The organism is Alteromonas sp. R7 (genome assembly GCF_055755235.1).
Map to the genome: position 1 here is coordinate 222,491 of NZ_JBVTQX010000007.1, position 14,962 is coordinate 237,452.

General features: G+C 47.5%; 13 protein-coding genes and 1 riboswitch. Of the genes, 11 read left to right on the forward strand and 2 right to left on the reverse strand.

Features of this window, described 5'->3' with window-relative positions; all coding sequences use genetic code 11:
• Positions 1 to 56: 56 nt before the first annotated feature.
• Positions 57 to 1,118: a GGDEF domain-containing protein gene (locus AC0J2X_RS13310; protein WP_472996083.1), complete on the reverse strand. Its 1,062-nt coding sequence runs from the start codon at positions 1,116 to 1,118 to the stop codon at positions 57 to 59.
• A gap of 196 nt (positions 1,119 to 1,314) precedes the next feature.
• Here AC0J2X_RS13310 and hemC point away from each other — a divergent pair, with 196 nt between their 5' ends.
• The 11 genes from hemC to AC0J2X_RS13365 all read left to right on the forward strand — a co-directional run bounded on the left by hemC (position 1,315) and on the right by AC0J2X_RS13365 (position 13,749).
• A complete protein-coding gene (gene hemC, locus AC0J2X_RS13315) occupies positions 1,315 to 2,253 on the forward strand; it encodes a hydroxymethylbilane synthase (RefSeq protein ID WP_156085717.1) in 939 nt (312 codons plus the stop codon).
• Positions 2,254 to 2,316: 63 nt separating this feature from the next.
• Positions 2,317 to 3,048, forward strand: coding sequence for a uroporphyrinogen-III synthase (locus AC0J2X_RS13320; protein WP_014947800.1), 732 nt, complete (start codon positions 2,317 to 2,319; stop codon positions 3,046 to 3,048).
• On the forward strand, positions 3,049 to 4,221 hold the full coding sequence (locus AC0J2X_RS13325) for a uroporphyrinogen-III C-methyltransferase (protein WP_472996085.1): 1,173 nt from the start codon (positions 3,049 to 3,051) through the stop codon (positions 4,219 to 4,221). It begins immediately after the preceding gene.
• Complete coding sequence (locus AC0J2X_RS13330; protein ID WP_039226928.1) at positions 4,218 to 5,393, forward strand: heme biosynthesis HemY N-terminal domain-containing protein; 1,176 nt, start codon at positions 4,218 to 4,220, stop codon at positions 5,391 to 5,393. Before AC0J2X_RS13325 ends, AC0J2X_RS13330 begins: the two co-directional genes overlap by 4 nt.
• Positions 5,394 to 5,504: 111 nt before the next feature.
• A riboswitch (TPP riboswitch) is annotated at positions 5,505 to 5,616 on the forward strand.
• Between the two features lie 274 nt (positions 5,617 to 5,890).
• Positions 5,891 to 7,801: a phosphomethylpyrimidine synthase ThiC gene (gene thiC, locus AC0J2X_RS13335; protein WP_472996086.1), complete on the forward strand. Its 1,911-nt coding sequence runs from the start codon at positions 5,891 to 5,893 to the stop codon at positions 7,799 to 7,801.
• On the forward strand, positions 7,798 to 9,399 hold the full coding sequence (gene thiE, locus AC0J2X_RS13340) for a thiamine phosphate synthase (RefSeq protein WP_472996087.1): 1,602 nt from the start codon (positions 7,798 to 7,800) through the stop codon (positions 9,397 to 9,399). Before thiC ends, thiE begins: the two co-directional genes overlap by 4 nt.
• Positions 9,392 to 10,186, forward strand: a complete 795-nt coding sequence (locus AC0J2X_RS13345; RefSeq protein ID WP_472996088.1) for a HesA/MoeB/ThiF family protein — start codon at positions 9,392 to 9,394, stop codon at positions 10,184 to 10,186. Before thiE ends, AC0J2X_RS13345 begins: the two co-directional genes overlap by 8 nt.
• On the forward strand, positions 10,183 to 10,392 hold the full coding sequence (gene thiS / locus AC0J2X_RS13350; RefSeq protein WP_014977924.1) for a sulfur carrier protein ThiS: 210 nt from the start codon (positions 10,183 to 10,185) through the stop codon (positions 10,390 to 10,392). Before AC0J2X_RS13345 ends, thiS begins: the two co-directional genes overlap by 4 nt.
• A gap of 1 nt (position 10,393) precedes the next feature.
• Positions 10,394 to 11,164: a thiazole synthase gene (locus AC0J2X_RS13355; RefSeq protein ID WP_239259961.1), complete on the forward strand. Its 771-nt coding sequence runs from the start codon at positions 10,394 to 10,396 to the stop codon at positions 11,162 to 11,164.
• A complete protein-coding gene (gene thiH / locus AC0J2X_RS13360) occupies positions 11,161 to 12,294 on the forward strand; it encodes a 2-iminoacetate synthase ThiH (RefSeq protein WP_472996089.1) in 1,134 nt (377 codons plus the stop codon). Before AC0J2X_RS13355 ends, thiH begins: the two co-directional genes overlap by 4 nt.
• Positions 12,295 to 12,522: 228 nt before the next feature.
• The gene (locus AC0J2X_RS13365; RefSeq protein ID WP_014947791.1) at positions 12,523 to 13,749 is read left to right on the forward strand and encodes a threonine/serine exporter family protein; all 1,227 of its coding nucleotides are present in this window, start codon (positions 12,523 to 12,525) and stop codon (positions 13,747 to 13,749) included.
• A 98-nt stretch (positions 13,750 to 13,847) separates the two neighbouring features.
• Here AC0J2X_RS13365 and AC0J2X_RS13370 read toward each other — a convergent pair whose 3' ends face one another.
• Positions 13,848 to 14,960 (reverse strand): DUF697 domain-containing protein, encoded by a 1,113-nt coding sequence (locus tag AC0J2X_RS13370; protein ID WP_472996090.1) that lies wholly within the window; start codon positions 14,958 to 14,960, stop codon positions 13,848 to 13,850.
• Between the last annotated feature and the right edge of the window lie 2 nt (positions 14,961 to 14,962).

Below are 14,962 nucleotides of genomic sequence, written 5' to 3' on the forward strand. Positions count from 1 at the left end.
ATCGATTGCAAAGTTGCGCCTTCCGTCTCTTCTTTATTTCGCGTTTATTCCAATAACTATTCGACGACTCTGTTGCGCCCCGCATTTTTAGCTTTGTAAAGGTTGTCATCGGCCTGCTTCAAACAAGCGTGCAAGTTTGTATCAGTAAGCGCTGTGGCTACACCAAAGCTTGCGGTTATCGAGTGATTCACATCACCCTCTACAAACGGATTAGCTTCAACCACCTTCCTTATTTTTTCCGCTAATTTTACCGCTTGGCTCAACGTTGCATGAGGGAATAGGACCAAAAACTCTTCACCACCGGTTCTTGCCACCACGTCAGTAGTTCTTACTGCTTCTTTCATTAGGCGAGTGATATGTATAAGCACTTCGTCACCAATATCGTGGCCATAGGTATCGTTGATTGTTTTGAAATGGTCAATATCTACCACCACCGCACTTAAAGGGAAATGAGCACCGGGATCTTGCATTGCGCGTTCAAAAAAAACAGCCTCAAGGAATCGCCGGTTAGGAAGTTTTGTAAGCGGATCGGTATTAGCCTGACGCATGCGCTCTAAATTTTCACGCAGCATTTCTTTTCTGCTTTGATGCCAGAAATTTTCACCTATAAAGGCGACGCAAATAAAACAGAACGTAGCGATTAAGAAGCGGGAAACATGCTCTGCTGGGTACTCAGCCACTATTTTTTCTTGATTGTAGAGCATAAAAATAGCGATACCCATGGTTACTGCTACGTAAACCATGGCGGGCTTGAAACGCACAACAACTATCTGAATAAAAAGCAGGGGAAAAATAAAATAAAGCCCAGTGTTATTGAGCCCGCCGGTATAAACCAAGCCGTTTATGGTAAATGCTACCACTAAGCCTGCTAAATAATAGAAGACATCGACGCGAGGGAACATATGGGATAACGCCACATTGGCGTACACAAAAGCAGCTGACCCCGCCAGCGTTCCAACGAGCAATGGGTTGTTTGTGCCCATGTTGATCCACGCCATAAACGCCATAATGGTGCCACCAACATAAGATATGAAATATAGCGTTAAGCGCCTTCGTTTTGCTTCCGCTTCATCTTGCTGAGCACTTCTAAGTAATTGACGCAACGACGAACTGTCCATAAAAAGACTTATCTCCGCATTTAAAACTAATTGACCATTATTCCTTTCAGCATAGACTGAATGTCTAATAATAACCAAGGAGAAAACTGCGCCTAATTTCAAACATTAATACAGAAAATGCGTATACTACGGGGTATATCGTATGACGTTTTGTGATACATCGTTTTAGTTTCTTTTAATATAGTTTGGAATAGCCATGAGTCACCTCAACACTACCCGCACCGTTCGAATTGCTACTAGAAAAAGTGCTTTAGCGCTTTGGCAAGCAGAGTATGTGAAGGCAAAATTGTTGGAGCATTATCCGTCAATGACCGTTGAGCTTGTGCCTATGAGCACGCAGGGCGACAAAATTTTAGATACACCTCTGGCGAAAATTGGTGGTAAAGGACTTTTCATAAAAGAGCTTGAAATTGCCATGCTTGAAGGCCGTGCCGATATTGCCGTGCACTCTATGAAAGACGTACCGGTTGAATTTCCTGAAGGTTTTGGCCTTCACGCTATTTGTGAGCGAGAAAACCCGTTCGACGCTTTTGTTTCAAATAACCACGACAGTTTAGATGCCCTACCCCAGGGCGCAGTAGTAGGTACGTCTAGCCTTCGCAGACAGTGCCAAATTCGCAAGTATCGCCCTGACCTTATCATCAAGGACCTGCGCGGAAACGTGAATACTCGTCTAGCCAAGCTAGACGCAGATGAGTACGACGCCATTATCTTAGCTTCTGCTGGCCTTATTCGCCTTGAAATGGAATCTCGTATTCGCATGCCGTTACCCGCTGATATTTCACTACCCGCCGTTGGACAAGGTGCCGTAGGTATTGAGTGCCGTAACGACGATGAAGAGCTAATTAAGTTGCTACAGGCGCTGAACCATACGGACACCAATACACGCGTTACTGCGGAACGCGCCATGAACGAGAGATTGGAAGGCGGCTGCCAAGTACCTATTGGTAGCTTTGCCACGCTTGATGGCGATGTGCTGACACTAACCGGCATGGTTGGTAAGCCAGATGGTTCAGAACTGCTCTTTGCTTCTGCTACAGCGTCGCGAGAAAAAGCCGCAGATATTGGTGTTGAAGTTGCGGAATCCCTTCTTGAGCAAGGTGCCGGTGAAATCTTAAAGGCGCTTTATAACTAAGTTATAGTTTGTCGAATGCGTGCAGGTTTACGCAGTAAAATAAAAGGATGAAAATTCGATAGTATGTTGCTGTTTACACGCCCACTGCCAAAGTTAAAAGCAAGTGCTTCTGCCTTTGAAAAAGCCGGAATTGACGCGGTAGGCGTTGCCACGTCTAACATCATTGATATTTCGTCTGAAAGAAAAGCTGCTGCAGAATTTTTAGCGTCAAATGCAGTAAACGCAATTGTTGTTACCAGCGTATATGCTGTAGACACCGTTATTGAAGGCTTACGCGAAACGGCTAACGAATTACCATTGATCATAGCTGTGGGCGATGCCACTGCACGAAAATTACAAGCGGGACTTCAGGCGTTTTCATCGGCGCAGGTTGCTATTCCCGAAGCCCATACATCCGAAGGTATACTGGCAATGCACCAACTTAATGAGGCAAACTGTCAGCATGTCGTTATCATTAAGGGTGAAGGTGGGCGCGACGCCATAGCCACTGGATTAGACGAAAAAGGTATTTTAGTGAATAGCTTTTGCGTTTATAAGAGAGAGCAACTTACAAGCCCAATTTACACAAAACGGTGGAAAATGGGCGAAGTTAGCGGCATTATCGCTACAAGCGAAGCAATGGCACTGCAACTAATTGCGCAATTTGGCCAAGCACTTAAATCTATTAAATGGTTAACAGTGAGCGACCGAATTGCCAAAACCCTTACTAGCCAAGGCATTAAAGAGGTAGCGGTTTGTCAGCGAGCCACCGATCAGGCACTCATCGCCTGGGTAAAGGATAACTGGGAGTATTGAATGGCCAACAACAATGAAAGTAGCCCACAAAAAGAGGAACTCGTGAAAGTGGAAGCTAAAAAAGACGTTATCGAATCTTCTGCCACGCACAGTGAATCAACACCATCGGGTGCTGCTAAAAAGAAATCGTCGGGAAATGGTCTACTGTGGTTTGTTGTAATCATCCTTTTCCTTATTGTGCTTGGTATGGCTGGCGCAGGTTACTGGTATTACATGCAGCAACAGTCGGCAAGCAAGGACTCTGAATCTGCACTTCAAACGACGACCTCTCAGCTAAACACTATTGAGCGTGAGCGCGCTGGTCTTGTTGCCTCTATCGACAAAGTAGCTCGCACCAACCAGACGTTAGAAAGCACGGTAGCCGAGTTAAAAGCGCAAAACGAAAAGCTGACGCTGCAAGCTGAATCGACGCTTGAGCAACTAAATAATATGGAAGGTCGCCGCCCGGCAGACTGGCTCATTGCTGAAGCTGATTACTTAGTTCGCATGGCAGGCAGAAAGCTTTGGTTGGAAAACGACGTACGCACAGCAATTTTGCTGCTAGTTAACGCAGATAAACGCTTAAAGTCGTTGGCCGACCCATCGGTACTTCCGGTTCGCGCAACACTCGCTGAAGACATTCAAACACTTCAACAGCTTAACCCTGTATCACAAAGTTCCGTAGCCCTTGCGCTTACAGGCATGATAGCGCAAATAGATAAGCTACCACTTGATACCTTTGAAAAACCACAAGACGCTAATGCAGAAGACACGACCTTATCGCAGTCTACTGACGACTGGCAAGAGAACCTTGCAAAGGTGTGGCGTTCACTGGTGAACGATTTTCTTACCGTAAAAACCATTGAAGGCCCGGTTGAACCGGTGCTTTCACTGGAAGCGCAGTTTTTAGCAAAAGAACAACTTCGTCTGCAGCTTATGCACGCGCAAACCGCCGCGCTTCAGGGCGATGCAGGGCTTTACAGCCAGTCGCTTCAATACGCTCAAACGTTAATTATTGAAAAGTTCGACACAGAAAAAAGCCAAGTAACGGGCTTTGTAGATGCACTACAAAACCTCATTGCTACTGATGTATCGCGCCCAATACCTACAGAGCTAGTGTCACAAAAACCGCTAGAGCGTCTATTGGATAGCCGCGTTAAGCAAGTGTTCGGACAAGGAGCAAGTGCACTATGAAATGGTTAGCTATTGCCCTTGCGGTATTAGCCGCATTCGTTGTTGCACTAATTGTTGGCCCGATGTTGTTAGGCGATAAGGGCTACGTACTCATATCACTGGGTAACACCGCTGTTGAAATGACGGTGATTAGCTTTTGTATTTTAGTGATAGGTGCCGTCATTGCCTGGTACGTACTATCTCGACTTGTATTGTGGGCGTTAAGCCTGATCACAGGTTCACATAAATGGTTTGGCACCTTAGGTGAGCGCAAACGTAAGCGTGCGTTTTACGACGGCTTACACGCAATGGCTGCAGGTGATTTTGATACGGCTCAAAAGGCGCTAAGCAAAACCACCAACGGCGATTTCGAAGGCGTTAACTATTTGGCGTCAGCGCAAATTGCTTTTGCCAATAACGATTTAGCCAAAGCCCGTTATTTCCTTGTTCAGGCAACTGACTTTCCAAAAGCGAAAGTAGCCGCAACGGTCATGCACGCGCGTATTGATATGGCTGAAGAAAAATACGATGCGGCACTAGAGAAACTTAACGAACTTGACGAGCAAGAGCGCGAGAACAAGCAGGTTGTGCAGTTAAAAGCGCAAATTCTTGCCAAGCTAGGTAAATGGCAAGTACTTCAAGAAAATTTGTCAGGCTGGCGTAAAGCATTGCCCAAAGCAGACTACACTACATGGAGCCAGCGTATTGCCAAAGGTAAGTTTGCGGAAATTGCCAGTAAGCAAGGCGCTGTCGAGCTTAAATCATATTGGGAAACCCTACCCCGCAAGCTTCGTCACGACGATGCTTACCGCGCGGCTTACATTCAACAGTTGCTTGACCAAGGTATGCATGCCGACGCACAGAATTTGCTAGTTGAATGGCAAAAACGTGGCCCGAATAGCGCCCTGTTTCCGCTGTTCACGCAGCTTAATATTCCTGATGCATCGCCATCACTACGACTGCTTGAAAGCTGGATAAAGCAAGACGAAGAAAACGTGTCGCTATACTCCACGCTAGGCCAAGTTGCATTTAACTCAGGCGATGATGTGTTGGCGGAAAAAGCGCTGCTTAAAGCCACTAAAATGAAGTCGCGCAAAGAAGACTTATTGCTGCTGTCTGCAATTAGCGAACGCAAGCACGACACAGCCACTGCACTTCAGCTTTACAAGGAAGGTCAGCAGCTAGCCAGCTAGATGAATATTCATTTAGCTTTCTGGTAGTACTTGTATTACCCGTAAAATTGAAGATATAGTAAAAAGGAATTCTCAATTCGGGTTGTTTCAACAACAACCCGAATTGACTTAAACAACTTGTCGGAGTGCTTCACTGGTAACCCAGTAAGCTGAGACCGCGAAAGTGGGATCCGTAGAACCTGATCAGGCTAATACCTGCGAAGGGAACAAGAAAATACAATGTGCACAATGTTAAACCGTGGTTTAGCGTTGTGAAGCGAAGTTGTTTTGCTGTTGATGATACAGACACACCCATTCCGGTGCTGCTCGTCACTCAAGGTAAACTGTTCAAGTTTATCGCCAAGTCAACATCAACGGTGTAAAGGGCTGCAATCACCAGAACCTTTACCAACAATCTCGCTAAAGTAACGGGATTGTTTCCCTCTACACTTCCACTTTGTATTCTCCTTCACTCCTGACAAGCATTTTTAGAACCTAAATTTACAAGGTAAAATGCTATGTCGAACAGACGCGAACAGCGCCAACAAGCACAACAATTCATTAATGAACTTGCGGGCGAAGCTTACCCAAATTCAACACGCCACTACGAGTGTGGCAGCCGTGACGATATTCGTGTGGCCATGCGCCTTATTCACCAACACGACCGTTTAGTGGGTGGAACAGAAGACAACCCTATTTTAGAACCAAATCCGCCCATTCCTGTTTACGACACTTCAGGCCCCTACGGCGACCCACAAGAAAACATAGATGTGCACAAAGGCCTAGCTCCGCTTCGCCAAAAGTGGATTGAAGAGCGTAGCGATACCCTTGAATTAGAGGGCGTTTCGTCAAGCTTTGCAAAAGAGCGAGAAAACGACATATTTACCGAAGATTTCCGCTTTATTCGCAGCCGCAAACCACTAAAAGCAAAAGCAGGCAAAAACGTAACCCAGCTTCACTACGCAAGACAGGGCATTATTACTCCTGAAATGGAATACATTGCCATTCGCGAGAATATGGGTCGCCAGGCCATTAAAGATGCCGAACTGACGCAGCAGCACAAAGGCGAACACTTTGGTGCGAATTTACCCGATACCATCACGCCTGAATTTGTACGCCAGGAAGTGGCCGCAGGCCGCGCCATTATTCCATGCAACATCAATCACCCCGAGTTGGAACCAATGATTATAGGGCGTAACTTTCTAGTAAAGATTAACGCAAACATTGGTAATTCAGCAGTCACCTCGTCTATTGAAGAAGAGGTAGAAAAGCTGGTGTGGTCAACGCGCTGGGGCGCCGATACCATCATGGATTTATCTACCGGCAGAAACATTCACGAAACCCGAGAGTGGCTGCTGCGAAACAGTCCTGTTCCTCTTGGCACCGTCCCCATCTATCAAGCGCTAGAAAAAGTAAACGGTGTAGCCGAAGATTTAACGTGGGAGATGTTTAAAGACACCCTAATTGAGCAAGCTGAACAAGGCGTAGACTACTTCACCATTCACGCTGGCGTGCTGCTTGAGTACGTACACCTTACCGCAAAGCGGGTAACCGGCATTGTATCGCGCGGCGGTTCGATAATGGCAAAGTGGTGCTTAAGCCACCACCAACAAAGCTTTCTGTATGAGCACTTTCACGATATTTGCGAAATTTGCGCTAAGTACGATGTGGCGCTGTCGCTAGGTGATGGCCTGCGCCCTGGTAGCGTAGCTGACGCTAACGACGACGCGCAATTCTCTGAATTACGTACCCTTGGAGAGCTGACGAAAATTGCATGGGAGTACGATGTTCAGGTAATGATTGAAGGCCCGGGGCATGTGCCAATGCATATGATTAAAGCGAACATGGAAGAGCAGCTTAAGCATTGCCACGAAGCGCCGTTTTATACCCTTGGCCCCCTCACCACCGATATCGCTCCTGGCTACGATCACTTCACTTCAGGTATAGGTGCCGCCATGATCGGTTGGTATGGCTGCGCAATGCTGTGCTATGTAACACCTAAAGAGCATTTAGGCCTACCTAACAAAGAAGACGTTAAACAGGGGCTGATCACCTACAAAATTGCAGCCCACGCTGCCGACTTGGCAAAAGGACACCCAGGTGCACAAATTCGCGACAACGCCATGTCGAAAGCACGCTTTGAATTCAGGTGGGAAGATCAGTTCAATTTAGCTCTCGACCCGCATACTGCGCGCGCTTATCACGATGAAACCTTGCCGCAGGCGTCTGGCAAAGTTGCGCATTTCTGCTCTATGTGCGGCCCTAAATTTTGCAGCATGAAAATTTCTCAGGAAGTGCGCGATGTGGCTAAAAAAGCAGAGCAGCAAGAGTTTGAGAAAGAAAAAGGCATGAAAGAGATGGCCCAGGCATTCAATCAGTCTGGCGCAGAGCTTTATCACACTGCAGATAGCAAGGTAGAGCTACCATGATGGCGAAAGCGTCCATAAACCCTGCATCCAACAACCTCACCACTGCACTTCCTGTAGTGTGGTGTGTGGGAGGTGTGGACTGTAGCGGTGGTGCGGGCGTTACCCGCGACGCCATTACATTGGCCGATCTGAACATCCATGCTTGTGTGCTCACTACACAACTTACCGTGCAATCCAACTCAATCATGCTTAGTAAGGAAAGCATGTGCGCGTCGGCATTAAATCAGCAGTGGCAGGTGCTGTTTGAAGATACCCCGCCACGCGCTATTAAAATTGGCGCTATTGCTAATGATGAGCAAGCGCTGTTGTTGTGTGCACGTATTCAAAAAACATCTAACCCTCGCCCCTTCGTTGTATGGGACCCTGTACTGTCTACCTCGTCAGGTGGCGTGCTGAGTGAGTTAAGCGAAAGCGTAGTTGACGAACTGTTGAATACAGTAGATATCGTTACGCCAAATATCGATGAGCTTGCGTGGCTCACCCATTTGCCAGTTGTTGATGAAGCGAGCTTGCTAAATGCAATCAATCGGCTAAGGGGTAAAGGCGCAAAGAGCGTTTACGTTAAGGGCGGTCACGCCCACTGGCAAAAAAATGTAAGCGATATTTTTGTTTGTGCCTCTCACACTCTTCGTTTTAGCCAGCTGAAATACGCTAACGGCAACCTTCGCGGCACAGGCTGTATGTTAGCCAGCGCATTAGCGGCATTCATTGTGCACGACTACTGCATTGAAGACGCACTTACGCTTGCTAATGCTTACGTCAGCGAAGTTCGTGGCCATACACTACCAAAGCAATGCGCAGCGGCTAACGCAAACGCCATAAGTAACGAATTAACCGCCTACTTTGCACGAACCAACGGCTTTCCCGCAAAACCAGAGAGCTTTCCGCTGGTGACCTTTCACCAACGTGGTGCCACTGCCAATGAAAAAGAGCGGGATAAGGATACCCTTCTTGAAGCCTCGTCTTGTAAAGAAGGCCACTTTCCTGCACTTACTCATACTCATTTAGGCATCTACCCTGTAGTGGATAGCGTGCAATGGATAGCCCGCCTCTGGCCAACGGGCATAAAAATCATGCAGCTGCGGGTTAAACAAGGCTCCCAAGAAGACATTCGTCAGCAAATAAAAGAGGCAATAGAATTGGTGAAACACACCGACTGCCAATTATTCATTAATGACTATTGGGAGCTGGCCATAGAACTCGGGGCTTACGGTGTGCACTTGGGGCAAGAGGATATCGACACCGCAGACCTAAACGCCATCCGTAGTGCGGGTTTACGGCTTGGAATATCAACGCACGGCTTCGCTGAAATTCAACGTGTTCGCGCTTTAAACCCGTCTTACATTGCCCTTGGTCATATCTTCCCCACCAATACCAAAGACATGCCTTCGAAGCCCCAAGGTGTAGCACGTTTAGAAAAGTATGTGCAGCTTTGCGATGGCATTCCCACCGTTGCTATTGGTGGTATTAACTTATCGCGTATAGGCAATGTAGCTAAAACCGGCGTTAGCGGCATTGCTGTGGTAAGTGCAATCACTCAGGCAGCACACCCGCTAAAAGCCTACCAAGCATTGGTTGAGGAGGCTGGGTTTGCTTAGTCATTCAGCTACTCATTCACTTAGTCACTCAGTAGGCCAGCAGTTAGCGCATCAGGATATACGTCGCTACAGCAGACAACTCTTACTTGATTGCATTGATCATGACGGACAGCTTTATTTGTCGAGTGCACACGCCGTTATCGTTGGCTTAGGTGGATTAGGCAGCTTAACCGCCCGCTATTTAGCAGGCGCAGGCGTGGGCAACATTACACTTATAGATGGTGACACCGTCGACATTAGTAATTTGCAGCGCCAGATAAGCTACAACGAAATGCACCTAGGCGAGCTAAAAGCCAAGTCGCTTTACAATGAACTGCGTAAAGTGAACTCGCATTTAAACATACAGTTTAAAAGTTTATTTGCTGATAGTAACAACTTACCAACGTTAATTGCATCAGCCACCTGCGTGCTGGATTGCACCGACAACGTTACGGTACGAAGACAGATAAACCTGGCCTCGTTTCGCGCCTCTATTCCGCTTTTTATTGCAGCAGCCAGTGGGCTTACCTGGCAAGCGCTGAACTTGCCTCAAAACTCAGCCACCTGCGGTTGCTACGAGTGTTTAGTGAATAATGTTGCCATACGCGAGGATTGCGTTAGCAAAGGTGTACTGGGCCCCGTTGTAGGCATGGCAGCATGCCACCAAGCTACCCAAGCCTTGTTATTTCTGGCAAGAGGCTTCGATGCCGATATTAAATGGGGCCAGTACGTAAACGCCCATGCAGGCCAAGGTACGCTGCAAAGTTTCAAGCTTCCCCCCTCTTCTTATTGTGAGGTATGCCAATGACCCAAATTAATATCAACGTGAACAATCAACCAATGAGCGTGATTTCTCCTATATCACTTAGTGAATTAATTGCCCTTAAACAATTGAAAGACGAAGGCACTGCCGTTGCCAAAAACGCGGCTATTGTCAGCAAGCAAGAATGGCCGACGACGTATTTAAGTAACAACGATACGGTGGATATATTTACCCTAGTGGCAGGAGGCTAAAATGCTAACACTCGCAAATCATACCTTCCCTTCCCGCCTGTTAACTGGCACTGGCAAATTTAGTAACCCAGACACCCTGAAAAGCGCGGTACAGGCAGCCAAGAGCAGCATGGTGACCTTGGCAATGAAGCGTGTCGCCAGCCATAGTTCACAAGATGAAACGCTTTCGGCATTAAAAGCATTGGGCGTTACTCTTTTGCCGAATACGTCGGGAGCGAAGAACGCTAAAGAAGCCATATTCGCCGCTGAACTTGCTTATGAAGCATTAGGTAGTCCTTGGGTGAAGCTGGAAATTCATCCAGACCAACGCTACTTGTTGCCCGACCCCATCGAAACCCTGCTTGCCGCAGAGGCACTGGTTAAAAAAGGGTTTCACGTTTTGCCTTACTGCGGAGCAGACCCCGTTTTATGTAAACGCTTAGAAGAGGTAGGCTGCGCTGCCGTCATGCCATTGGGCGCGCCAATTGGGAGCAATCAGGGATTACAAACCAAACCCTTTTTGCAAATTATTGTTGAACAAGCGTCGATACCCGTCATTGTAGATGCAGGCATTGGTAAGCCAAGCGAAGCTATGGCGGCCATGGAGCTGGGAGTAGATGCGGTACTGGTGAATACGGCTATCGCCACGGCTAAGGACCCAGTTGCTATGGCAGCAGCTTTCGCAAGCGCCGTAGAAACGGGGCGAAAAGCCTTTGAAGCTGGACTTGGTGCTACCAGCAGTTTTGCCCAAGCCTCTAGCCCGCTTACCGCCTTTTTGGAGCCGGCGGTATGAAGGTAGCACAGGCATTAATGCAGCAAGACTTGTCGCATGTGGCTATGTCGATAAACAGCAAAACAGCAGGAGACGTAGAACGAGCGCTAGGTAAAGATACACTTTCTTTAGACGACTTCATGGCGCTGATCTCCCCCGCTGGCGCTAAGTACTTAGAAGCCATGGCCTATCGCGCTAAAGCAATTACTCGCCATCGCTTTGGCAATACCATGCAGCTGTTTGTACCTTTGTATTTATCAAACTTGTGTGCCAACGAATGTACCTACTGCGGCTTTACAATGAGCAACAAAATAAAGCGCAAAACCCTGTCTATAAGCGAAGTGTTGACCGAAATTGAAGCCATCAAAGATTTAGGCTTTTCACAGGTGTTACTGGTTACTGGCGAACATGAAACCAAAGTGGGGATGGAATATTTTGAGCAAACACTAAGCGCCATTCGCGAAAAGGTGAGCTACCTTATGATGGAGGTACAGCCTTTAAAGCGCGAGCAATATGAAACCTTGAAGCACCTGGGCTTAGACGCGGTGTTAGTGTATCAAGAAACCTACTCACCGCAGCATTACGCTAATTACCACACTCGAGGTAAAAAACAGGACTTCCTATGGCGCTTAGAAGCCAGCGATCGCATAGGGAAAGCCGGCATTGATAAAATTGGCATTGGCGCGCTACTTGGTTTAGGCGACTGGCGGGTTGATAGCGCCATGACCGCCCTTCACGGCAAGTTAATACAGCAACACTACTGGCAAAGCCGTGTATCCATTGCTTTTCCGCGCCTTCGTAGCTGTGAAGGTAACAGCACAGGGGGCAATGCCCACACCAACAGTAAACTCCCTAACGAGCGAGATTTGCTGCAGCTAATATGCGCCCACCGCATTTTTAACCCACAAGCAGAACTCTCGCTGTCTACCCGAGAGTCGGCAGTATTTCGGGATGGCGTAATGCCGCTTGGCATAACGTCTATGAGTGCAGCGTCGCAAACACAGCCTGGCGGTTACAGCGCCCCATCGAAGGCACTAAATCAATTCGATATTGACGATAACCGATCTGTATCAGATGTCGTGAGCGCACTTTCAATGAAAGGACTGGAACCCGTATGGAAAGACTGGATGCCGTTTACAGAACGTGTTTAAGCGCAAGAATACCTGTATTTTTCGTTTGAAAACTCGCGCTAAAGAGCGCACTTTTAATGGATTAATCGATTAGTTTTTGTAAGGGAAAATAAGAGAAAATTTGTTTTGCTTTCGTGCAAAACCCTCCGTACAATCCGCCCAAATTTTAGCCAGACACTTTACCTATGCGTCTGGCTTTTTTGTCTCATTTATCTCATATTAGATTTATCAAAACTAAAGGGCAGTGCGTTGGATACCGTTGAATTTATTCAAATTCGTAGATTTATAGTGAAGCTAGGCAAAATGCTGCACAAGTACGGTACCCCTGCGTTCCGTCTTGAAGCTTACCTAGGTGAAGTCGCTAAGTATTTAGGCGTACACGCTTCATTTATTTCAACGCCAACTTCACTGACTTTTGTTATCTGGAGTGACCGTCACGAAGACGAATATAACCATGCTGCGCGTTTGCTTCCTGGCGAATTAGACATGAACGCGTTGTCGCTTACCGATGAACTGGCCAGCGAACTGCTGTCGGGCAAATTAACCTTAAGTGAAGCTGACAAGCGCTTAAATGAAATAGATGCCATGGGCAGCCCTTATGGTAAATGGGTTACAGGCGTAGCCTTTGCTATGGCCACCGGCGCGTTTGCTATGCTAATGGGTGCAAGCTGGAGTGAAATTGGCTGGTCGGGTGCCTTGGGTATAGTGGCTTATCTTTGGACTTTATGGGCACAGCAGTCTAAACGCGTAAACTTGATGCTAGAGCCTGTCACCGCGTTCGTTGGCGGCATTCTTGCCTGTGCTATTGGTCAATACGTTGACCCTGGCATTAACATTCCGCTGGTTGTGCTTTCATCGGTGATTGTATTTGTACCCGGACTAGCGCTGACTATGGGCCTTGCCGAGCTTTCATCGCGAAACATGGTGTCGGGCACGGCTCGTACTATGGACGCCATCATGCAGCTGTTTAAGCTGTATTTCGGTGCTTTTTTGGGTGTGTCAGTGGGCTTTAGTGCATTTGGTGAAAACGTGTATACCCCTGCAGAATCGCTGCCTTACTGGGCTACTTGGCTAGCGGTATTCTTGCTGTGTATTGCCCTAGTTGCGATATTCAGAACGCGTATTAAACACATTCCATGGGCATTGGCAGCAGCATTTATTGCCTACAGTGCTACCGCATGGAGCTCTGACTACATGAGCCCTGGGCTGGGCGCGTTCGTGGGTGCGTTTGCATTAGGCATTTTTGCGAATGCGTTCACCCGCATTGCTAACCAACCCGCGACCATTGTGGCTATGCACGGACTTATAGTGCTGGTGCCGGGGTCTAAGACCTATATTGGCTTGAACTCGTTTATGACAGGCCAAGACTTTGTGAAGGCCGACCATTTGGGGCAGGAAGTATTTCTTATCTTTATGTCACTAGTGGCGGGATTAATCTTTGCTAACGTGGTGGTGCCCACTAAAAAGGCGCTATAACGTTGATACAGTAACCTAAGAGTTTCGTGCTAGAGCGCGGCTGGTGCAACTAGGCTGCGCAAAATCACTAGCGCAGCCTAACAAGCAGGCAAGACACGCTATTTAAGTAACTTGATCAACGCTCGCCCTAAACGGGCGTTGAGCGCGCCCGCAGCAATCGCTTCAGCAGAATTTTCCATAAACTTCGCCGACAAGCTGCCGCCAATTTGATTGGCAACTTCGTCGGTAGCTAAGTCAAACACGCCTTGCGCCGCAATGTTTTGCGCCAACACTTTAAGCAACTTCCAGTTGCCTGCTGTACTTGGCCTTAGCCCATACACGCGGGCCATTCGACGAATGGTACGAAAGCTAATCCATACCACAGCAAAAGTTTGAATAAGATTATTTGGGCTTATAAACGCCAGGCTTCCGGCGGTCACCGACTCTTTATTCAGCACCTTGTGCGCCTTTTCCTGAACAGGTTTTAGTACCGTGTCTTCGTACAGGCCTAATCGTTCTGGGCCTGTCATTTCGTCTTGAAGCTGCTGCTTATAACGGTCGAAACAATGCGCTGCGTAAGACCCCCGCGAAAAGCGTTTGCCGTGCTGGCTTAGCACGCGATCAATTTTCTGTGGCGATGCTTCTGTTCCCGCTGATGGATTTTGTTTCGCTGAAGGCTCTTTCTGCGCTGAAGGCTCTGTCCCATTACTAGCCAGCAAATCTCGGATAACGCTTGCATCTTCCATCGCCGTATTTACTTGCTTGTAGCCTCGCCACTCTTTAAAACTCAAAAAGCTAAAGCAGCTTACAAAACCAACCAATAATGCGCCCAGTACGCCCGTACCGATGGGGTGTTCAGAAACATTTGCCGCAAGGGTGGTATAAGCTTCAAAAACAAAAAAGCCAATTAATGAAACAACGCCAAATCCTAATGTTGCCGCACCTAACGACAGGCCACCTTTTTTAGTATCCACTTCCCATACATCCTCGGTAACTTGTTGCGGAAGTTTGGTTTCAGGCTGCGCTATGTCTAAGGTTTGTGTTTTAACTTTGGTTTTGTACTGTGGTTTTGTTACCGCATCCCTTTCATGGTCATTATTAGGTTTACCATATCCAGTCACCGCATTATGCTGATCTTCCTCACCGACATCGCCGTAAATTGCATCGCTTCTAAGCGTAGACTGGCTTGTTTGTTCTGGGCTTTCGTCAAATGTATAAGGTTTATCGCTCATTC

Excerpts from the sequence above, each read along its gene's own strand:
- AC0J2X_RS13310 (WP_472996083.1), bottom strand. The coding sequence starts at position 1,118 with ATGGACAGTTCGTCGTTGCGTCAATTACTTAGAAGTGCTCAGCAAGAT.
- hemC (WP_156085717.1), top strand. The coding sequence starts at position 1,315 with ATGAGTCACCTCAACACTACCCGCACCGTTCGAATTGCTACTAGAAAA.
- AC0J2X_RS13320 (WP_014947800.1), top strand. The coding sequence starts at position 2,317 with ATGTTGCTGTTTACACGCCCACTGCCAAAGTTAAAAGCAAGTGCTTCT.
- AC0J2X_RS13325 (WP_472996085.1), top strand. The coding sequence starts at position 3,049 with ATGGCCAACAACAATGAAAGTAGCCCACAAAAAGAGGAACTCGTGAAA.
- AC0J2X_RS13330 (WP_039226928.1), top strand. The coding sequence starts at position 4,218 with ATGAAATGGTTAGCTATTGCCCTTGCGGTATTAGCCGCATTCGTTGTT.
- thiC (WP_472996086.1), top strand. The coding sequence starts at position 5,891 with ATGTCGAACAGACGCGAACAGCGCCAACAAGCACAACAATTCATTAAT.
- thiE (WP_472996087.1), top strand. The coding sequence starts at position 7,798 with ATGATGGCGAAAGCGTCCATAAACCCTGCATCCAACAACCTCACCACT.
- thiS (WP_014977924.1), top strand. The coding sequence starts at position 10,183 with ATGACCCAAATTAATATCAACGTGAACAATCAACCAATGAGCGTGATT.
- AC0J2X_RS13355 (WP_239259961.1), top strand. The coding sequence starts at position 10,394 with ATGCTAACACTCGCAAATCATACCTTCCCTTCCCGCCTGTTAACTGGC.
- thiH (WP_472996089.1), top strand. The coding sequence starts at position 11,161 with ATGAAGGTAGCACAGGCATTAATGCAGCAAGACTTGTCGCATGTGGCT.
- AC0J2X_RS13370 (WP_472996090.1), bottom strand. The coding sequence starts at position 14,960 with ATGAGCGATAAACCTTATACATTTGACGAAAGCCCAGAACAAACAAGC.